At 62.0% G+C, this 20739-nt stretch carries 18 protein-coding genes; 17 read left to right on the top strand and 1 reads right to left on the bottom strand.

The features are described from left to right. Positions 1 to 44 precede the first annotated feature (44 nt). The 5 genes from M0D64_RS19925 to M0D64_RS19905 all read left to right on the top strand — a co-directional run bounded on the left by M0D64_RS19925 (position 45) and on the right by M0D64_RS19905 (position 5133). Positions 45 to 863: an SPOR domain-containing protein gene (locus tag M0D64_RS19925; RefSeq protein WP_266258931.1), complete on the top strand. Its 819-nt coding sequence runs from the start codon at positions 45 to 47 to the stop codon at positions 861 to 863. Positions 864 to 1047: 184 nt separating this feature from the next. Next, on the top strand, positions 1048 to 1686 hold the full coding sequence (locus M0D64_RS19920; protein WP_266258930.1) for a thiol:disulfide interchange protein DsbA/DsbL: 639 nt from the start codon (positions 1048 to 1050) through the stop codon (positions 1684 to 1686). Between the two features lie 15 nt (positions 1687 to 1701). Further along, positions 1702 to 2475, top strand: a complete 774-nt coding sequence (locus M0D64_RS19915; protein ID WP_171925126.1) for an SDR family oxidoreductase — start codon at positions 1702 to 1704, stop codon at positions 2473 to 2475. 3 nt (positions 2476 to 2478) lie between these two features. Continuing rightward, positions 2479 to 3312, top strand: a complete 834-nt coding sequence (locus M0D64_RS19910; RefSeq protein WP_266258929.1) for a helical backbone metal receptor — start codon at positions 2479 to 2481, stop codon at positions 3310 to 3312. 234 nt (positions 3313 to 3546) lie between these two features. Then, entirely contained in the window at positions 3547 to 5133 is a 1587-nt protein-coding gene (locus M0D64_RS19905) for an ABC transporter substrate-binding protein (protein ID WP_171925124.1), read from the top strand. A gap of 86 nt (positions 5134 to 5219) precedes the next feature. Here M0D64_RS19905 and M0D64_RS19900 read toward each other — a convergent pair whose 3' ends face one another. Beyond that, the gene (locus M0D64_RS19900; protein ID WP_266258927.1) at positions 5220 to 6290 is read right to left on the bottom strand and encodes an MBL fold metallo-hydrolase; all 1071 of its coding nucleotides are present in this window, start codon (positions 6288 to 6290) and stop codon (positions 5220 to 5222) included. A 188-nt stretch (positions 6291 to 6478) separates the two neighbouring features. Between M0D64_RS19900 and M0D64_RS19895 the strand changes: the two genes are divergently transcribed. From M0D64_RS19895 to bioB, 12 genes are all read left to right on the top strand, one after another. After that, positions 6479 to 6883, top strand: coding sequence for a MerR family DNA-binding transcriptional regulator (locus M0D64_RS19895; RefSeq protein WP_054035656.1), 405 nt, complete (start codon positions 6479 to 6481; stop codon positions 6881 to 6883). Positions 6884 to 6969: 86 nt separating this feature from the next. After that, positions 6970 to 8799 carry a bifunctional isocitrate dehydrogenase kinase/phosphatase gene (gene aceK / locus M0D64_RS19890; RefSeq protein ID WP_266258926.1) on the top strand — a complete coding sequence of 610 codons (1830 nt, stop codon included), beginning with the start codon at positions 6970 to 6972 and terminating at the stop codon, positions 8797 to 8799. A gap of 94 nt (positions 8800 to 8893) precedes the next feature. Then, positions 8894 to 9670, top strand: a complete 777-nt coding sequence (gene can, locus M0D64_RS19885; protein WP_266259002.1) for a carbonate dehydratase — start codon at positions 8894 to 8896, stop codon at positions 9668 to 9670. A gap of 7 nt (positions 9671 to 9677) precedes the next feature. Then, positions 9678 to 10871, top strand: a complete 1194-nt coding sequence (locus M0D64_RS19880; protein ID WP_266258924.1) for an acetyl-CoA C-acetyltransferase — start codon at positions 9678 to 9680, stop codon at positions 10869 to 10871. A gap of 39 nt (positions 10872 to 10910) precedes the next feature. After that, a complete protein-coding gene (locus M0D64_RS19875) occupies positions 10911 to 11588 on the top strand; it encodes an SDR family oxidoreductase (RefSeq protein WP_266258923.1) in 678 nt (225 codons plus the stop codon). A 48-nt stretch (positions 11589 to 11636) separates the two neighbouring features. Beyond that, positions 11637 to 12767, top strand: a complete 1131-nt coding sequence (locus M0D64_RS19870; protein ID WP_171925121.1) for an acyl-CoA dehydrogenase family protein — start codon at positions 11637 to 11639, stop codon at positions 12765 to 12767. A gap of 7 nt (positions 12768 to 12774) precedes the next feature. Beyond that, complete coding sequence (locus tag M0D64_RS19865; RefSeq protein ID WP_154564097.1) at positions 12775 to 13224, top strand: YchJ family protein; 450 nt, start codon at positions 12775 to 12777, stop codon at positions 13222 to 13224. Between the two features lie 585 nt (positions 13225 to 13809). After that, positions 13810 to 15093 carry a dienelactone hydrolase family protein gene (locus M0D64_RS19860; RefSeq protein WP_266258922.1) on the top strand — a complete coding sequence of 428 codons (1284 nt, stop codon included), beginning with the start codon at positions 13810 to 13812 and terminating at the stop codon, positions 15091 to 15093. Between the two features lie 1209 nt (positions 15094 to 16302). Continuing rightward, positions 16303 to 17652, top strand: coding sequence for an adenosylmethionine--8-amino-7-oxononanoate transaminase (gene bioA, locus M0D64_RS19855; protein WP_266258920.1), 1350 nt, complete (start codon positions 16303 to 16305; stop codon positions 17650 to 17652). Next, positions 17652 to 18836 (top strand): 8-amino-7-oxononanoate synthase, encoded by a 1185-nt coding sequence (gene bioF, locus M0D64_RS19850; protein WP_266258919.1) that lies wholly within the window; start codon positions 17652 to 17654, stop codon positions 18834 to 18836. The genes bioA and bioF overlap by 1 nt, the downstream gene beginning before the upstream one ends. Further along, a complete protein-coding gene (gene bioD / locus M0D64_RS19845) occupies positions 18833 to 19564 on the top strand; it encodes a dethiobiotin synthase (protein WP_266258918.1) in 732 nt (243 codons plus the stop codon). Before bioF ends, bioD begins: the two co-directional genes overlap by 4 nt. 34 nt (positions 19565 to 19598) lie before the next feature. Next, positions 19599 to 20678, top strand: coding sequence for a biotin synthase BioB (bioB, locus tag M0D64_RS19840; RefSeq protein ID WP_266258917.1), 1080 nt, complete (start codon positions 19599 to 19601; stop codon positions 20676 to 20678). Positions 20679 to 20739: the final 61 nt, after the last annotated feature.

Raw genomic sequence — 20739 nt, 5'->3', positions numbered from 1 at the left:
GCATGCGGCCGTCGTTATAATCGACGGCCGTTCCAGGATTCTTTTTGCAGGTGATTCATACGATGGCAAAACCACGCCGCACAACAAAGCAATCGCAATCGAAACAAACCGGGGGGACTTTTCTCGGCATCGTGCTGGGCCTGATCGTCGGTCTCGCGATCGCGGTAGTGGTGGCGCTGTATATCACCCGTGCGCCTACGCCGTTCGTCTCGAAGGTCGCGCCGCCCGCGGCGCCCGACACCGGCGCGAGCCAGGCGCAGCAATACGACCCGAACCGTCCGCTGCAAGGCAAGACGCCGGGTCAGCCGGTGCCGCAAGCCGCGCAACCGGCGCCGCCGAACACCGCGCCGGGCCAGACCAACGCGCAAACGCAGTCGGGCATGCTGGAAGAACCGCAGATCGTCGAAGTGCCGCCTTCGAACGGAAATGCGAACGGCACGGCAGTCGCACCGAAGCCCGCGCAGGATAACGGCAACGGCACGGCCAGCGGACCGGTGAAAAAGCCGCAAGGCGCAAGCGCACCGACCGCCACCGCGGCAGGCTCCGCGCCGAAGGGTACGTCGCCCACCACGGCTGCCAACGCCAAGCCGGGTTCGGGCGCGGCGCCGACAGCGGGTGACGCGAACACGGGCTATTTCCTGCAAGTGGGCGCCTACAAGACCTCGGCCGACGCCGAGCAGCAGCGTGCGCGTCTCGCCTTCCAGGGCTTCGAATCGAAGGTCACGCAGCGCGATGCGGGCGGCGTGACGTACTACCGTGTGCGTATCGGCCCGTTCTCGAAGTTCGAGGACATGAATTCGAGCCGTCAGCGTCTGTCCGACGCGGGCGTGGATACAGCCGTGATCCGCTTTACGAAGCAATAAGCAAACAATAAACAAACGGTGATTTGCCGGAACGCGCCGCCGCCGAACTATTGGCGTGCGGTGCGGGTCACAAGCACAACCGGCAAACACAACGGACGACTAGAGCGTCCAACGCCGATATTGAAAACGGTGACGGGCATTTGCGTGGCGCCACCGCTTTACCGCCTACTTGGGTCAACACAACATGAAAAAACTGCTGAGCATTCTGTTCCTCTCGCTGGGCCTGGTTGCCGCCACGGCGCATGCATCGCCGGCCGCGCCGGTTTCCGGCAAGGACTACACCGTGCTGTCCACGCCGCAACCTACGGATGTGCCGGCCGGCAAGATCGAAGTCACCGAATTCTTCTGGTACGGCTGCCCGCACTGCAACGAATTCAACCCGTTCCTCGAAGCATGGGTGAAGAAGCAAGGTCCGGACGTGGTGTTCAAGCGCGTGCCGGTTGCCTTCCGCGACGACTTCATTCCGCACTCGAAGATGTACCACGCGCTCGACGCACTCGGCCTCGCTACGCAACTCACGCCGAAGGTCTTCAATGAAATCCACGTCAACAAGAACTACCTGCTGACGCCGGAAGACCAGGCCAAGTTCCTCGCGAAGAACGGCGTCGATCCGAAGAAGTACATGGACGCGTACAACTCGTTCTCGACGCAAAGCGCGCTGCAAAAAGACAAGAAGTTGATGGAGGACTACAAGATCGACGGCGTGCCGACGCTGGCCGTGCAGGGCAAGTATGAAACCGGTCCGGCTGCGACCAACAGCCTGCCGGGTACGACCCAGGTACTCGACTACCTGGTGCAGCAGATCCGCGCCAAGAAGATGTAAAGCCGAGACGCCGGAATGAGCTCCCCCCTGAAGGTCTTCATTACCGGCGCCTCGAGTGGCATCGGCCTCGCGCTTGCCGCCGAATATGCGCGGCGCGGCGCGATTCTCGGCCTGGTTGCCCGCCGCGGCGACGCGCTCGCCGCCTTCCAGCAGTCCCATCCGCAGAATTCCATCTCCACCTATTCCGTCGACGTCCGCGACGCCGAGGCGCTCGCCGAAGCGGCTGCGCAGTTCATCGCGCAGCACGGATTGCCGGACGTCGTGATTGCCAATGCCGGCATCAGCCGCGGAGCGGTCACCGGGCACGGCGATCTGCGCACGTTCCGCGAAGTGATGGATATCAACTATTTCGGCATGGTCGCCACCTTCGAGCCGTTCGCCGCCGCGATGGTCGCGGCGAAGAAAGGCACGCTGGTCGGGATCGCCAGCGTCGCCAGTGTGCGGGGCTTGCCGGGGTCAGGCGCGTACAGCGCGTCGAAGTCGGCTGCGCTCAAGTATCTGGAAGCGTTGCGCGTCGAAATGCGCCCGCTCGGCGTCGGCGTGGTCACGATCGCCCCCGGGTATATCCGCACGCCGATGACCGAGCACAATCCGTACACCATGCCGTTCCTGATGGACGCCGACCGCTTCGCGGTGAAGGTTGCCGGGGCGGTCGAGCGTCAAACCGCGTTTGCCGTGTTCCCGTGGCAGATGCGCATCGTGGCGATGCTTCTGCACGTGCTGCCGCGCTGGCTCTACGACCGCGCCTTCGAACGCGCGCCGCGCAAACCGCGCGCCGCCACCGAGTAAGTCATGCAGCCTCGTGCGGTCGATGCAGCCGGCGTCGCGCACGAAATGGGGGGCGTCGGTACGCGGGGTGCCAATACCCGCATCGTCTCGCTGGTGCCGAGCATCACCGAATTGCTGTTCGCTCTGGGGCTCGACAGGCAAATCGTCGGACGCACCGGTTTTTGCGTGCATCCACACGACAAAGTGCGGCAGGTGCGCAAGGTCGGCGGCACCAAGGCCGTGAATGTCGACGCAATTCGTGCATTGTGGCCCACCCATCTGATCGTCAATATCGACGAAAACGAGCGCGACACCGTCGAGCAATTGCGTGCGTTCGTGCCGCACATCGTCGTCACCCATCCGCAGACGCCGCAGGACAATCTCTCGCTGTACGCGTTGCTGGGCGCAATCTTCGACCGCGAACAAGAAGCGCAGCGCTTGAGCGAGGCGCTCGAAATACGCCTGCACGAGGCCGCGGCGCAGGTGTTTCCCAAGCAAAACGTGTTGTATCTGATCTGGCGCGAACCATGGATGACGGTGGCGCGCGATACCTATATCGCCGCGATGCTGAGGCTCGTGAACTGGCAGACGCTGCCCGACGTGGAAGGTGGCACGGCCGGCGCAGCGCGTTATCCCGTGCTCGACTTCGGCCACGTGCCGTGGCTTGCCGGCGTCGATCGCATACTCCTCTCCAGCGAGCCCTATCGCTTCACACAAGCGCATTGCGACGCGCTGAAGCGTGACCCGCGTCTGGCCGGCAAGCGCATTGAGTTGATCGATGGGGAGTTGGTATCGTGGTACGGCGTGCGCGCCATTGAAGGCATCGGTTACCTGTTGCAGCGGGCGGCTGCGTCATGAGCGGCAACACCCTCAGCCCATATGGATATGCGGATTAAATTGTTGTCGCCGCAACCACCCTTCGATAAGCTTTCGCGAAGGCGAGGACGTGCATGTAGCGCAGCAGCCAAACCATGCGCCAGCGCCGGAAACGTATCACAATAAAGACGACGGCCAGACCGGTCGCCACCCGTCAACGGAACATAACCACACAACCAGACGCACTGCCTGACTGCGCTTGTTATGGGAGATCCTATGCGCTTCAAACTGCTCGCAGCCGCCGTACTGTTCACGGCGCCCGCGCTCGTGCTCGCCAAACCGCTGACCGTCTGTACCGAGTCGAGCCCCGACGGCTTCGATGTCGTGCAGTTCAATTCGCTGGTGACGACCAATGCGTCGGCCGACGTGATCTTCAATTCGCTGGTCTCGTACGACGAGGCCGCGAAGAAGGTGGTACCCGCGCTGGCTGACAAATGGGACGTGAGCGCCGACGGCCTCACCTACACGTTCCATCTGCGCCCGAACGTGCAGTTCCAGACCACCGACTACTTCAAGCCAACCCGCGCGCTGAATGCCGACGACGTCGTCTTCACGTTCGACCGGATGCTCAACGACAGCAATCCGTGGCACAAAGTGGCGGGCGCGAGCGGCTTCCCGCACGCGCAATCGATGGGCTTGCCGAAGCTCATCAAGTCGATCAGCAAGGTCGACGACAACACCGTCAAGTTCGAACTGAACGCACCGGACGCAACCTTCGTTTCGATCCTGACGATGGGTTTCGCTTCGATCTATTCGGCTGAATACGCCGACCAGTTGCTCAAGGCCGGCAAACAGGTCGACCTGAATTCGAAGCCGATCGGCACCGGTCCGTTCGAATTGAAGAGCTACACGAAAGACGCGGTGATCCGCTACGACGTGAACCCGACGTACTGGGGCGCGAAACCGAAGATCGACCGTCTGATCTACGCGATCACGCCGGACGCCACGGTGCGCGCGCAAAAGGTGAAGGCCGGCGAATGCCAGATCGCGCTGTCGCCGAAGCCGCAGGATCTCGCCGAAGCGAAGGAGGATAAGTCGCTCGCCATCGTGCAGACGCCGGCCTTCATGACCGCGTTCGTCGCGCTGAATACGCAGAAGAAGCCGCTCGACAACCAGAAGGTGCGCGCCGCCCTGAACATGGCGTTCGACCGTACCACCTATCTGAAGGCAATCTTCGACAACACCGCAACGCCGGCCGTCAATCCTTATCCGCCTAACACGTGGAGCTACGACAAGGGCGTGAAGGCATGGCCGTACGATCCGGCAAAGGCGAAGAAACTGCTCGCGGACGCGGGCTATCCGAACGGCTTCGAAACGACGATCTGGGTGCGTCCGAACGGCAGCGTGCTGAACCCAAATCCGAAGGCCGGCGCCGAACTGCTGCAAGCCGACTTCGCCAAGATCGGCGTGAAGGCGGATGTGAAGGTGATCGAATGGGGCGAGCTGATCAAGCAGGCCAAACAAGGCCAGCATGACACGCTGTTCATGGGCTGGGCCGGCGATAACGGCGATCCGGACAACTATCTGTCACCGCTCTTCAGTTGCAATGCGGTGAAGTCGGGGATCAATTTCGCGCGCTTCTGCGATCAGGATCTGGACAAACTGATCGCCGACGGCAAGACCACGCCCGATCAGGCCAAACGCGCGAAAGCGTATGAACAGGCGCAGCAGATCATCCACGATCAGGCACTGTGGATTCCGCTGGGTTATCCGACCGCAGCGGCCATCACGCGTACGAACGTGAGCGGCTATCACGTGAGTCCGTTCGGACGGCAGAACTTTGGGACGGTAGCGGTGCAGTAAGCTTCCGCCACGCCGCTTTAAAAAAAAGCCCGGTTTGCTTTTCGCAACCGGGCTTTTTTTATCGACTTATCAACCTGTCGACGCGATCACGCCGAAAACCGGATCACCCCATCCGCATCCTGCGTGCGCTTCAACTCGCCGGCCAGCCACAGCAGATGCAAGTGCGCCAACGCCTCGCCCATCGCGAACGTCATCTGATGGATGTCGAGTTGGCGCTTGAACATCAGCGGCACGATATCCGCGGCGCTCTGCGGTTTCTCCGCACAGGCCTCGCGCACTTCAGCCAGACGCGCGTCATGATGCTCGCGCAGTTGCTTGATACGCGTACGCACACCGCGAAACGGCTTGCCATGCGACGGCAGCACGAGCGTGTCTTCAGGCATCGTCTCGTAGCGGCCGAGCGATTCCAGATACAGCGCGAGCGGCGTGCTTTCGGGCTCCATGTCGAACACCGAGACGTTGGTCGAAATACGTGGCAGCACCATGTCGCCGGAGATCAGCGTGCCCGTCTCTTCGCAATGCAACGCGCAGTGTTCCGGCGAATGGCCGAAGCCCGTTACCACGCGCCACGTTTTGCCACCGATCTTCACGCCATCGGCTTCGCGCAGACGGCGGTACTGCCCGGGAATCGCCGGCACGAGGCTCGAGTAGTAGCTCGTGCGATTGCGCAGCTTCTCGAGCGAAGTCTCGTCGTTCAAGCCGTGACGCGCGAAGTGGCGCGCCGCGCCCTCGCCGCCCGCATTCGAACCGTCGCCGGCCGCCATTACGCGGGCCTGCATGTATTCGCCGAGCGTCATCCACAAACGCACATTCCAGCGCTTCTTGTCGCCGCCGCTGCAGATCCAGTGCGCGAGGCCGATGTGATCCGGGTGGCAATGCGTGACGATCACGCGCAGCACCGGCAGGCCGTCGAGCACCGAGTCGAACACTTTCTCCCAGTTCTCCTTGATCGTGTCCGACGTAATACCGCAGTCGACTACCGTCCAGCCTTGCTGGCCATCGATCTCATCGCGTAGCAGCCACAGATTGATGTGGTCGAGTGCAAACGGCAGCGGCATGCGCAGCCAGAACACGCCGGGCGCGACTTCCATCGTCTGGCCCGCTTCGGGCAAGGTGTCGTTGAACGGGTAGTCGAGTTGATGTTCGAGTGCATTCATTGTGGTTGTCTTCCTCCGTCGGCCATCCGGCATGGCGAGGTGTGCGATGCCGGACGGCGTGGTTGCGGCCCGGCCGGGACATGCCGGTGCCGTATTGCGCCGTAGTTGCGTTTCGATCAAGTTGACGATAACGTAAACGTCGATTCTATCGTTCAATCCGATTTTCTGCCCGGCTACGGGATGCCCCGATGAACACGCAATACACGATCACCGAGCTCGCGCGGGAATTCGACGTCACGCCGCGGGCGATCCGCTTCTACGAAGACCAGGGTTTACTCTCGCCCAGCCGTGAGGGATCGAGCGGCTTGCGGCGCGTCTATTCGGGCCGCGATCGAACCCGCCTGAAGCTCACGCTGCGCGGCAAACGGCTCGGCTTCACGCTGTCGGAGATCCGCGATCTGCTCGACGTCTACGAGTCGCCGACCGACACCGTGCCGCAATTGCAGGCCTTCCTTGCCACGGTGGCGCGCCATCGCGACGTGCTCGAACGTCAACTGGAAGATCTGAACGCAACACTCGAAGACCTCGCGCAGTACGAAACTCAGGCGCGCGCGCTGCTGGAAGGCGGTTCACGCGAGACCAGGTCCGCCTGAGCGGAGAACGGCGCGACGCGCCGCGGGTGCACCCGGACGATACAATCACGGGTGTCTTCACGACATGGGATGAATGCACGGCCGACATGAATCACTTCCCCAAACTGCTGTCGTCACAGATCGGCTTTGACGTCGCCCAGACGATGCTCGAAGGATTCGATCGGCACTACCGCATCTTCCGCGACGCCGCGATCCATGCCAAAACGCTCTTCGAAACCGCCGACTGGCATGGCCTGCAAACGCTGGCGCGCGAGCGCATCACCTCGTATGACGATCGCGTCGAGGAATGCGTCGAACTGCTCGAAGACGAATACGACGCCGAGAATATCGACGACGAAGTGTGGCAGCAGATCAAGCTCCACTATATCGGCCTCCTGACCACGCACCGCCAGCCCGAGTGCGCGGAGACGTTCTTCAATTCGGTGTGCTGCAAGATCCTGCATCGTTCGTATTTCAACAACGACTTCATTTTCGTGCGCCCGGCGATCTCGACCGAATACATCGAGAACGACGAACCGGCGGCGAAGCCGACCTATCGTGCGTATTACCCCGGCAAGGACGGTCTTGCCGCGACGCTCGAGCGCATCGTCACGAACTTCCAGCTGGAGCCGCCGTTCGAAGACCTGACGCGCGACGTCGAATGCGTGATGCAGGCGATCCACGATGAGTTCGGCGTGTTCGACGAAGCGCCCAACTTCCAGATTCACGTGCTTTCGTCGCTGTTCTATCGGAACAAGTCGGCGTATATCGTTGGACGGATCATCAACGGCGATCTGTTGCTGCCATTCGCAGTGCCGCTGCGCCATGTGAAGCCCGGCGTACTCGCACTCGATACGGTGCTGCTCAAACGCGACCAGTTGCTGATCATCTTCAGCTTCTCGCATTCGTACTTCCTGGTGGACATGGAAGTGCCGTCCGCTTACGTCGAATTTCTCGGCACGATCATGCAGGGCAAACCGAAGGCGGAAATCTATACGTCGGTGGGTTTGCAGAAGCAGGGCAAGAATCTGTTCTATCGCGATCTGCTGCACCATCTGAAGCATTCCAGCGATCCGTTCATCATCGCGCCCGGCATCAAGGGGCTCGTGATGCTGGTGTTCACGCTGCCGTCGTTTCCATACGTATTCAAGCTGATCAAAGACCACTTTCCGCCGCCGAAGGAAACCACGCGAGAGCAGATCCAGCGAAAGTATCAGCTCGTTAAGCGTCATGACCGTTTGGGCCGCATGGCCGACACGCTCGAATATTCGAGCGTCGCGCTGCCCATTTCGCGGCTCGATGAAGGGCTGCTGCGCGAACTCGAAAAGGAAGTGCCGTCCTTGATCGAATACGACGGCGACAACCTGGTGATTCGTCACATGTATATCGAACGCCGGATGGTGCCGCTCAATCTGTTCCTGCAAAACGGCAGCGACGAGGACGTCGAGCACGGCATCAAGGAATACGGCAACGCGATCAAGGAATTGATGCAGGCGAACATCTTCCCTGGCGACATGCTGTACAAGAACTTCGGCGTGACGCGTCACGGCCGCGTCGTGTTCTACGACTACGATGAAATCGAATACCTGACGGAATGCAACGTGCGCGCGGTGCCGGCGCCACGTTACGAGGAAGACGAAATGTCGGGCGAGCCGTGGTACTCGGTCGGCCCGCACGACATTTTCCCGGAGACATACGGCACGTTTCTGCTCGGCGATCCACGCGTGCGCCGGTCCTTCATGCAGCATCACGCGGACTTCTTCGATCCAGCGCTGTGGCAACGGCACAAGGATCATCTATTGAAAGGCGAACTGCCCGACTTTTTCCCGTACGACAGCAGCGTGCGCTTCTGCATCCGCTATCCGGAACGATTCGCCGATACGGCGTCCGGACTACCGGAGAACCAGGCAGATGAACGCACCGTGCGCGTGGCGTAAGCACTATGCGCCGCCCGCATCGTTGAATGCATCGTCCGAACCTTATGCAACGACATCGACCGGTCAATCGGTCGAGCAACCGCCCAGACTCAACATGAACACGAACGCTTCTCCCGCTGCCAATCCGCTTGCCCACCTGTTCGATAACAACGACGCGTGGGTGGCCCGCAAGCTGTCCGAAGACCCGGAGTACTTCTCGCGCCTCGCGCACCAGCAGACACCCGAATATCTGTGGATCGGCTGTTCCGATTCGCGCGTGCCGGCCAACCAGATCATCGGCCTGCCGCCGGGCGAAGTGTTCGTGCACAGAAATATCGCCAACGTGGTGGTGCATACGGATCTGAACTGCCTGTCGGTGATCCAGTTCGCCGTCGATCTGCTGAAGGTCAAGCACATCATGGTGGTGGGTCACTATGGCTGCTCGGGCGTCGGCGCGGCGCTGCACGGCCGGCGCGTGGGTCTCGCGGATAACTGGCTGCATCACGTGCAGGACGTGCGCACCAAGCATGCTGCGCTGATCGAAGAATGGCCGCTTGGTGAGGCGCGCCATCGGCGGCTGGTCGAACTGAATGCGATCGAACAGGTCATGAACGTATGCCGGACCACCATCATCAACGACGCGTGGGCGCGTGGCCAGGAACTCACGGTGCACGGCTGGGTATATGGCGTGCATGACGGCAAGGTGCGCGACCTCGGCATGACAATCAACGACCCCGCGGCGCTCGATGCAACCTACAAGCGCTGCATCGCGGCCGTATCGGCCGGCGGTGCGTACCAGGAGGACAACGATGCGGCGGCCGCCGAAGCGGCCCAGCTCGGCGACTTGCCGGCCGTCGTCGAAGGTGTGATCAAACAGCTTAAACACGAGTGAGACAAACATGAGCGAGACAAAGTCTGATCCGATCGTAATCGTAGGTGTGGCCCGTACGCCGATGGCGGCATTTCAGGGCGATTTCGCAACGCTAACCGCGCCGCAGTTGGGCTCGGTTGCAATCGAAGCCGCCGTGCAACGCGCCGGGTTGAAGCCTGAGCAGATCGACGAAGTGGTAATGGGTTGCGTGCTGCCCGCAGGCCTCGGCCAGGCGCCCGCGCGGCAGGCCGCGCTCGGCGCCGATTTGCCTTTGAGCACCGGCAGCACGACCGTCAACAAGATGTGCGGCTCCGGCATGCGCGCGGCGATGTTCGCGCACGACATGCTGGCCGCGGGCTCGGTCGACGTGATAGTCGCGGGTGGCATGGAAAGCATGACGAACGCGCCGTATCTGTTGCCCAAGGCACGTAACGGCATGCGCATGGGCCACGGCCAGGTGATCGACCACATGTTCTACGACGGCCTCGAAGACGCCTACGAAAAAGGCCGTCTGATGGGCACCTTCGCCGAGGAATGCGCGGCCTCGTTCGACTTCACGCGTGAAGCGCAGGACGCGTTCGCCGTCGAGTCCCTGAATCGTGCGAAGCGCGCGAATGAAGACGGCTCGTTCACATGGGAAATCGCGCCGGTAAAGGTGGAAAGCCGCAAGGGCGACGTGACCATCGATCACGACGAGCAGCCGTTCAAGGCGAACCTCGACAAGATTCCGACGCTCAAGCCCGCCTTCAGCAAAACCGGCACGGTGACGGCAGCGAATTCGTCGTCGATTTCCGATGGTGCCGCGGCGCTCGTGATGATGCGTGAATCGACCGCGAAGCGTCTCGGCGTCGAACCGCTTGCTCGTGTGGTCGGCCACTCCACCTTCGCTCAGGAACCGGCGAAGTTCACCACAGCACCGGTCGGTGCGATTCGCAAGCTGTTCGAGAAGAACGGCTGGCGCGCCGACGAAGTGGATCTCTACGAGGTCAACGAGGCGTTCGCGGTGGTCACGATGGCTGCGATGAAGGAACATCACCTGCCGCACGACAAGGTCAACGTGAACGGCGGCGCCTGCGCGCTCGGCCATCCGATCGGCGCTTCGGGCGCGCGGATTCTCGTCACGCTGATCGGGGCGTTGAAAAATCGTGGTCTGAAGCGCGGTGTCGCGACGCTGTGTATCGGCGGCGGCGAAGCGACCGCGATGGGCATTGAACTGGTTTGACGCGCTGTTACCAGGCGTTTGCAAGCTTGAGGTGATTCGATGAAGACAGTGTTGATCGTCGGTGCATCGCGCGGCATCGGCCAGGAGTTCGTGCGGCAGTACATGAAGAGCGGCTGGCGCGTGCTCGCCACCGCGCGCGACGGCGCCGCGCTCGATGCGCTGAAGGCACTCGGCGCGGAGACCTTTTCACTCGACGTCACCGCACCCGAAGAAATCGCCGCACTCGGCTGGAAGCTCGACGGCGAACGGCTCGACGCGGCGGTGCTGGTGTCCGGCGTGTACGGGCCACGCACCGAGGACATCGAGACGATTACGTCGGAAGACTTCGACCAGGTCATGCATACCAACGTGCGCGGTCCGATGCAGTTGATGCCGATCCTGCTGCCGCTCGTCGAAGAAGCGGACGGCGTGTTCGCGGTGATCTCGAGCAAGATGGGTAGCATCGGCGACGCAAGCGGCACGACCGGCTGGCTGTATCGGGCGAGTAAGGCTGCGCTGAACGACGCGCTGAAGATCGCTTCACTGGACGCCACGCGCGCAACCTGTATTTCGCTGCATCCTGGCTGGGTGCGCACCGATATGGGTGGCGCGCAAGCGGCGATCGATCCGGCGAGCAGCGTCACGGGCATGCGTGAAGTGCTTGCGCAGGCCGCGGCAGCACATGAAGCATTCAACGGTCGCTTCTACCAGTACGACGGCACGGCGCTCGAATGGTGAAGAGATTGGCGAAGGGACAGGCGGGGAGACTAATGAGGAGACCGAGCCATGGTGCTTGATCAGGATCATCTGATGGTCCGCGACGCGGTGCGCACGTTTGTCCGCGAAGCCGTTACGCCGCACGCGGCGCAATGGGACCGCGAGCGCACCTTTCCGAAGGACGTGCATCGCCAGCTCGCCGAACTCGGCGCGTATGGCGTGCTGGTGCCCGAAGCATACGGCGGCGCCGGCATGGACGCGTTGGCGCTCGCGCTGATCCTCGAAGAAATCGCTGCGGGCGACGGCGGCACCTCGACCGCGATCTCTGTCAACAACTGCCCGGTATGCAGCATTCTGCTGACCTATGGCAACGACGCGCAGAAACGCGACTGGCTCACGCCGCTCGCGCGCGGCGAGATGCTCGGCGCGTTTTGCCTGACCGAACCGCAAGCGGGTTCGGACGCCTCCGCGCTGCGCACCACCGCGACACGTGATGGCGACAGCTACGTGCTGAACGGCGTCAAACAGTTCATCACGAGCGGCAAGAACGGCAACGTCGCGATCGTGATGGCCGTGACCGACAAGGCGGCGGGCAAGCGCGGCATCAGCGCGTTCATCGTGCCCACCGATACGAAGGGGTACGTCGTCGCGCGAGTCGAAGAAAAGCTCGGTCAGCATTCCTCGGACACCGCGCAGATTATTTTCGAAGATTGCCGCGTGCCGGCCGCCAACCTGATCGGCGCGGAAGGCGAAGGATATCGGATTGCGCTATCGGGGCTCGAAGGCGGGCGCATCGGTATCGCGGCGCAAAGCGTCGGCATGGCGCGCGCCGCGTTCGAGGCGGCGTTGGGGTATGCGAAGGAGCGCGAGAGCTTCGGCCAGCCGCTGTTTTCGCACCAGGCCGTGCAATTCCGCCTCGCCGATATGGCGACCCAGCTCGAAGCCGCGCGCCAGTTGATCTGGCACGCGGCTTCGCTGAAAGACGCCGGGCAGCCTTGCCTGACCGAAGCCGCGATGGCCAAGCTGTTTGCATCCGAAGCCGCCGAGCGCATCTGCTCGGCAGCATTGCAGATTCATGGCGGCTACGGCTATCTGAGCGACTTCCCCGTCGAACGCATCTACCGCGATGTGCGCGTGTGCCAGATCTACGAAGGCACCAGCGACATCCAGAAAATTTTGATCGCCCGTGGTCTTGCCTGAAAGTCTGATGAATAAGCCATTGTTGTCAATGCAACGACCGTCCGACTGCCCCTGCGGCGGCGCCGCGCCCGATCAGCGCAGCGGCGCCAAACCACCGCGCTTCGCGCAATGCTGTGGCCGCTATATCGATGGCGGTGAAACAGCGCCGCGCGCGCTCGAACTGATGCGCTCGCGTTACAGCGCGTATGTTGTGGGCGCAACGGATTATTTGCGCGCGACCTGGGCTCCGCACACCTGCCCCGCGGATCTCGACGCCGACCCTGCCGCCCCCGACGCACCGCGTTGGCTCGGACTGCAGATCAAGTCCTTCGCTGAAACCAGCGCCGATCATGCGACCGTCGAATTCGTCGCACGATACAAGGTAGGTGGCCGCGCCCACCGGTTGCACGAACTAAGCCGCTTCGTACGCGGTGAGGACGGACGCTGGCGCTATGTCGACGGTGACGTGAACGAATAGGCCGCACCTTCCAAAGCCTTACACGACCCAACGACGCAGATAGCGCCGTGATCACATATGGCCCTCAAACGAGGGCTTTTTTTCGTGTTGGCTCGACACCACAGCGCGCGTATTTCGACAAATTACTTCGTGCAACCAAACGCTGCGAGGCAGGCACTTTTCGGCCTCCCGACGGGCGAACACGCCCTGATCCGCACCCGGCAATTATTCCGTCGCGGGTTCTCCTTTATTGCACAAAACAAAATTGTCGTGCCAGGATGAGGCCGTAGGTTTGTGACGCCACGTTGCGAGAACAGGTCCATACCGCTTCCGCAAAATGCGCTGGCGCCTGCCGATAGCCCACCAGTAAGGGTTCGGCGGCGGTTCCGGGCAGCATGTGTGGCGCTCATCATCGGCGCGTGGGGTCGCGTCGGCCGTTTGGGTTCATCCCGTGCGATCTCGATCAGCGTGCGTGCGCTTGCCGCACTACGTACGCGAGTGTGTTTTTGTTTGTCGAAAACGCCGATGAAAGGCAATTGTCAGCGACAGCATTCGACAGACAAAACGTCACGGTGTTAAGGGCAGGTTTTTGAGGCAGGTGCGTTAATGGTGTTCAGCAAGGTTCTGACGAAGTGTGCGGTGACGTTTGCAACGGCGATGTGCGCCGTCGCACTCGCGCATGCCGAGCCGCTCGCCGACACCCAGGCGGGGCCTCTCACTCGCGCGCACGTGCCGCGCATCGCACTCGACGACGACGTCTATCTGCCCACCGCGGGCCTCAACGAACAGATCATCCGCGTGCCGGTCAACGCTGCTGGCACCGTCACGCTCGAAACCACGATCTACAAACCGGACGGCGCAGGCCCGTTTCCGATGATCGTTTTCAACCACGGCAAGATTCCCGGCGACCCACGCACGCAGGAGCGCAGCGACCCGCGTCCGTTCGCGCGCGAATTCGTGCGCCGCGGCTACGTGGTGGTGGCGCCGAACCGCCAGGGCTTCGGCCATTCGGACGGCACGTATCAGCAGGACGGTTGCGACGTCGAACGCAATGGCGTCGGCCAGGCCGGCGACGTGGCCGCGACGATCGATTTCATGACGAAGCAGCCGTACGTGGATGCCACGCACATCGTGGTGGCCGGCACCTCGCACGGCGGTCTCGCGACGATGGCATACGGCACCGAAGCTGCGACTGGCGTGCGGGCCTTGATCAATTTTTCGGGCGGGTTGCGGCAGGACGCGTGCGCCGACTGGCAGGGTAACCTGACGCGTGCATTTGGCACGTATGGCGAGAAAACGAAGGTGCCGTCGCTGTGGTTGTACGGCGATAACGATTCGGTGTGGACCGCACCGCTGGTGGCCGGCATGTATACCGCGTTTGCCGCGCACGGCGCGAGCGCGAAGATGGTGGATTTCGGCAACTACAAGAATGACGCGCATCGGCTCGTGGGCGACCGCGATGGCGTGCAGATCTGGTGGCCTGCTGTCGAGGCGTTTCTTGCCCGCGTTGGGATGCCTACGGGTGTGCAGTATCGGGTCGAAGATCCTTCGGCGCCGAAGGCGAGCGGTTTTGCTGCTGTTGATGCAGTCGACTCTGTTCCGTTTGTTGATGAAGCCGGACGTAATGGTTATCGCAACTTCTTGCATCAGTATCCTAGCCGGGCGTTTGCTGTGTCGGATTCGGGGGCCTGGTCGTGGGCGGAAGGTGGTGATAATCCGATGTCGGTTGCCATTGCTAATTGCCAGAAGCAGAGTTCGGCGCCTTGCCGGTTGTATGCCGTTGACAACTCCGTTGTATGGGGGAGTGGGTCTTCGCAGACGGCGGATTCTGGTTCGTCGTCGGCAGCTGGAGCTGCTAATGATCGGCGCGCTATTGCTAGCCGGAATTGACGGTTTAGGTTTGCCTTCGCGGCGCTTGTTTGGTTGCCTGCGCGGCGCTTCCTGTCTGTGTTCTTAGGGCTTTGGCCTTTCCTTGATTTGTTAGTGGTCTATTAGCGTTGCCCCTGTGCGGGGCGGCACCTACTTTTCTTTGCCGGCTGCAAAGAAAAGTAGGCAAAAGAAAGCAGCTCAGACCGCTCATGCTAAGTGGGCACCGTGGTCTGCAACAGGTAGTGGTGCATCTGGAATCTGTGTTCGTGCACCTGCATACGCCAGTGACAAGGGCGTCATACTTCCGGCGACGCTCCGCGCGCCGAAGAGTACTTCACAAAACCTCCCTCTACGCTTCAACTCCCCCGTTTCGCTCGGCACCACTGTTGCCATTACATATCCAAAGGCACACGCACAGACGCTACTGCTACGGCTACGGCTACGGCTACGGCAATGGCAATGGCAATGGCAATGGCAATGGCAATGGCAATGGCAATGGCAATGGGCATTGCAGCACATCGACATTTCATTGGAAGTGAGGAGCCGCATGACGGCAGAGGCGCGTCGCCGAGGCGAAGCCGATGGCCCCCGCAAACCTCAACCGAAGCCCGTGGTTTCCCATGCATACCCGTCCGCGACGCACGTAGTGCGGAGTGGGAGCTGATGAGTCCTTTGTCACTAACGCGGAATGTGCGAGAACACGGATTCCAGATGCACCACTACCCTGTGCGAGCCACGGTGCCCACTTAGCAGTAGCGGTTTGAGCTGCTTTCTCTTGCCTACTTCTCTTTGCAGCCGGCAAAGAGAAGTAGGTGCCGCCCCGCACAGGGGCAACGCTAATAAACCACTAACAATTCAAGGAAAGGCCAAAGCCCTAAGAACACAGACAAAAGCGCCGAGCAGGCCAAAACCCTCACCAAAAAACCGCCAAGCAGGCAGCAAACCCCAAATTCCCGCCCATAAGGCGCAACTACTTTGACGTCGTCAACTCCGCCAATCAGCGGCCTTCAAACCGAAACAGAAACCACCTGCAGCGAACAGCACCAAACCCCGTCGCCGAAGGCAAAAACCGCCCCCCGCCCCCTAGTGCACAGCGAGAAATAAACCGCTAATCTCGACCCCGCAAGCCTCCCCAAGGCCGCGCGCTGCGCAAGAAACAACCGTAGCGCGATTGAAATGGCCCTAAAAAAGCCAGCCGTGCAACGGCAAAAAAGCACCTCGGAGTACCTTTTGGAAAAGTCAGCATCCCCTGAAGACTGGATCACCCGCAGCCTGCGTGCCGTCTGGCACCCCTGCACCCAGATGAAGCACCACGAGCGCCTGCCGCTCATCCCGGTCGCACGAGGCCAAGGCGCGTGGCTCTACGACCGCGCAAACAACCGTTATCTGGACGCAATCAGCTCCTGGTGGGTCAACCTGTTCGGCCATGCCAACCCGCGCATCAACGCGGCATTGAAAGACCAACTCGATACGCTCGAACACGCAATGCTCGCCGGCTGCACGCACGAGCCAGCCATCGAACTCGCGGAGCGCCTCGGTGCGCTCACCAACAACACGCTCGGTCACGCGTTCTTCGCGTCCGATGGCGCATCGGCCGTCGAAATCGCGCTGAAGATGAGCTTCCACTCGTGGCGCAATCGCGACTTCGCGGACAAGCAGGAATTCGTCTGCATCGCCAACAGCTATCACGGCGAAACCATCGGCGCGCTCGGCGTCACCGACGTCGCGCTCTTCAAAGACGCCTACGATCCGCTCATCCGCAACGCGCATGTCGTCGCGTCGCCCGATGCGCGCCTCGCACAAGCAGGCGAAACCGCCGCCGACGTCGCGCGCCGCGCGCTCGATCAGGTTCGCTCGTTGTTCGAAGCACGCGCCACGAAAATCTCGGCGCTGATCGTCGAGCCACTCGTGCAATGCGCAGCCGGCATGGCGATGCACGACGCGTCGTATATCGCCGGCCTGCGCGCGCTGTGCGATCAGTACAGCGTGCATCTGATCGCCGATGAAATCGCTGTCGGTTGCGGTCGCACCGGAACGTTCTTCGCGTGCGAACAAGCCGGAATCTGGCCGGACTTTCTCTGTCTGTCGAAAGGGATCAGCGGCGGATATCTGCCGCTCTCGATCGTGTTGTCGCGCGATGAAATCTTCGACGCCTTCTATCACGACGACACCGCGCGCGGCTTTCTGCACTCGCATTCGTACACGGGCAATCCGCTCGCGTGCCGTGCGGCGCTCGCCACGCTCGATCTGTTCGCGAGCGACAACGTGCTCGCCGTCAACGCGCAGAAATCCGCCAGGCTGAAGGCCGCGCTCGCGCCGCTCGCCGAACATAGGCAAGTGCGCAATCTGCGTCAGTGCGGCACGATCTTCGCGTTCGATGTAGTGATCGACGACGCTCAGCAAGCCAAAACATTCTCGCGCCGCTTCTTCGAAAACGCGTTGCAACGCGAACTGCTGCTGCGCCCTATTTCGACCACGGTGTATCTGATGCCCCCCTACATCCTCGACGACGAAGAAATCGCGCTACTCGCCTCGCGCACACGCGAAACTTTCGAAGCCACGCTCGCGGAGACCCGCTAATGCATTTGCTCGACACACTCACCGAAGGCCTCAAGGAAATCGACGCGCGTGGTCTGCGCCGCCGTCGTCGTACCGCTGACACGCCGTGCGCCGCCCACATGACGGTCGACGGCCGCGCGATCATCGGCTTCGCCAGCAACGACTATCTCGGCCTCGCCGCACATCCGAAACTGATCGCCGCCATCGCTGAAGGCGCTGAGCGCTATGGCGCCGGCAGCGGCGGTTCCCATCTGCTCGGCGGCCACTCGCGCGCGCACGCGCAACTCGAAGACGATCTGGCCGAATTCGTCGGCGGCTTCGTCGACAATGCGCGCGCGCTCTACTTCAGCACCGGCTACATGGCGAATCTCGCGACGCTCACCGCGCTCGCTGGCCGCGGCACGACGCTCTTCTCCGACGCGTTGAATCACGCGTCGCTGATCGACGGCGCGCGTTTGTCTCGCGCTGACGTGCAGATCTATCCGCACTGCGATACGGAAGCGTTGAGCGCGATGCTCGCTGCATCGGACGCCGAAGTCAAAGTGATCGTCTCCGATACAGTCTTCAGCATGGACGGCGACATCGCGCCTCTGCGGCGTCTGCTTGAACTTGCAGAACAGCACGGCGCATGGCTGATTGTCGACGACGCGCACGGTTTCGGCGTGCTCGGCCCGCAAGGCCGTGGCGCGATTGCAGAAGCCGCGCTGCGCTCGCCGAATCTGATTTCGATCGGCACGCTCGGCAAGGCCGCGGGCGTGTCGGGTGCATTCGTCGTCGCTCACGGGACGGTGATCGAATGGCTCGTGCAGCGCGCACGTCCGTACATATTCACGACTGCGTCGGTGCCGGCTGCGGCGCATGCGGTATCGGCGAGCCTGCGTATCATCGGTGGCGAAGAAGGCGATGCGCGCCGTGCGCATCTCCGGAAACTGATCGAACGCACGCGCGCAATGTTGAAGGCCACGCCGTGGCTGCCGGTCGATTCGCACACTGCCGTGCAGCCGCTGATCATTGGCGCGAACGATGCCACGCTCGACATCGCGGCTACGCTCGATCGTGCCGGTCTCTGGGTGCCGGCAATCCGTCCGCCGACCGTGCCCGTGGGTACGTCGCGGCTGCGCATTTCGCTTTCCGCCGCGCACTCGCAAGCGGATCTGGACCGGCTCGAAGCAGGCTTGCAACAACTCGGGGCGAAGGCGGCATGAGTAGCTCGAGTCAAAGCGCGCTGTCTCTGTTCGTCACCGGCACCGATACGGAAATCGGCAAGACGTTCGTATCCTCGGCGCTTTTGCGCGGTTTCATCCGTGAAGGCCTGCAAGCCGCCGCGATGAAGCCGATCGCCGCGGGCGCGTTCGAAGTGAACGGCGTGATGCATAACGAAGATGCGGATCAACTCGACGCCGCGTCGAGCGTCCTGCTGCCGCCGGAGATTCGCACGCCGTATCTGTTGAAAGAACCGGCAGCGCCACACATCGCCGCCGCGCTGGAAGACGTCACGTTCGATATCGACCACATCGTCGATTGCCATGCGCAGGCTTTGAAGCAAGCCGAGATCGTCGTGGTGGAAGGCGTCGGCGGTTTTCGCGTGCCGCTAACGGCGACGCAAGATACTGCCGACCTCGCCGTCGCGCTGAAGCTACCGGTCGTGCTGGTGGTCGGCATGCGCCTCGGCTGCATCAGCCATGCGCTGCTCACCGCCGAAGCGATCGCCACGCGCGGCCTCATGCTCGCCGGCTGGGTGGCGAATCGTGTCGATCCGGACATGACGTTCCCCGACGAAAACATCGCTTCGATTCGCGAGCATCTTGCGCGTGAATACGACGCCCCCTTACTCGGCATCGTGCCGCATTTGAGCCCGGCTTCGCCCGAGCTCGCAGCGGATCAACTCGACATCAACCGACTCCTGCAGACGCTGCGCCACGCGCAGCGCTGAAAACCCATTACATCCATCCATGAGGATTGACGACATGACGCAACTGAACATCGCTCCGACGCCAGCCGACACGGCCGCCGCCCACAACAACGCTGCAGCAGGCGCCAAGCCGGTGGCCAAGTGGCGCGTCGCTGACATCGTCGCGCTGTACGAACTGCCGTTCAATGACCTGATGTTCCGCTCGCAACAAACCCATCGCGAACACTTCGACGCCAACACCGTGCAACTGTCGACGCTGCTGTCGATCAAGACCGGCGGTTGCGAAGAAGATTGCGCGTACTGCCCGCAGTCGGTGCATCACGACACCGGCCTGCAAGCCGACAAGCTGATGCCGGTCGATGAAGTATTGGCTGCCGCCAAGGTCGCCAAGGAAAACGGCGCGACGCGCTTCTGCATGGGCGCGGCGTGGCGCAATCCGAAGGACCGCCACCTCGAGCCGATCAAGGACATGATTCGCGGCGTGAAGGCAATGGGCCTCGAAACCTGCGTGACGCTCGGCATGCTGGAAACGCATCAGGCGCAAGGTCTGCGCGAAGCGGGTCTCGACTACTACAACCACAACCTCGATACGTCGCCGGAGTTCTACGGCCAGATCATTTCGACGCGCACGTATCAGGACCGTCTCGATACGCTGGAACGCGTGCGCGATGCGGGCATCAACGTATGCTGCGGCGGGATTGTCGGTTTGGGTGAATCGCGCCGTGAGCGCGCCGGCCTGATCGCGCAACTGGCGAACATGGAGCCGTATCCGGAATCGGTGCCGATCAACAACCTGGTGCAGGTGGAAGGCACGCCGCTGACCGGCACCGAAGCGATCGATCCGTTCGAATTCGTCCGCACGATCGCGGTTGCACGTATCACGATGCCGCGCGCGATGGTGCGTTTGTCGGCAGGCCGCGAGCAGATGGACGAAGCGTTGCAGGCGCTGTGTTTCCTCGCCGGCGCGAACTCGATTTTCTACGGCGACCAGTTGCTGACTACCAGCAACCCGCAAGCCGAAGCGGACCGCAAGCTGCTCGAACGCCTTGGCATTCGCGCGGAAGCAGCGCAGCAGATGCCGCTGGATCAGAGCGGCTGTGAGCATAGCTGCGACAAGCACGCTGCGCCGAACTAAAGCACTACGCGTACCGTGCGTGTGTGATCAAACACACGCAAAAAAAGGCCGCCTCGAAAAT

Origin of the sequence: Paraburkholderia sp. WS6 (genome assembly GCF_030464835.1) — a bacterium.
Taxonomy (GTDB): domain Bacteria; phylum Pseudomonadota; class Gammaproteobacteria; order Burkholderiales; family Burkholderiaceae; genus Paraburkholderia; species Paraburkholderia madseniana.
This window is presented reverse-complemented; position numbering and strand designations above follow the sequence as displayed.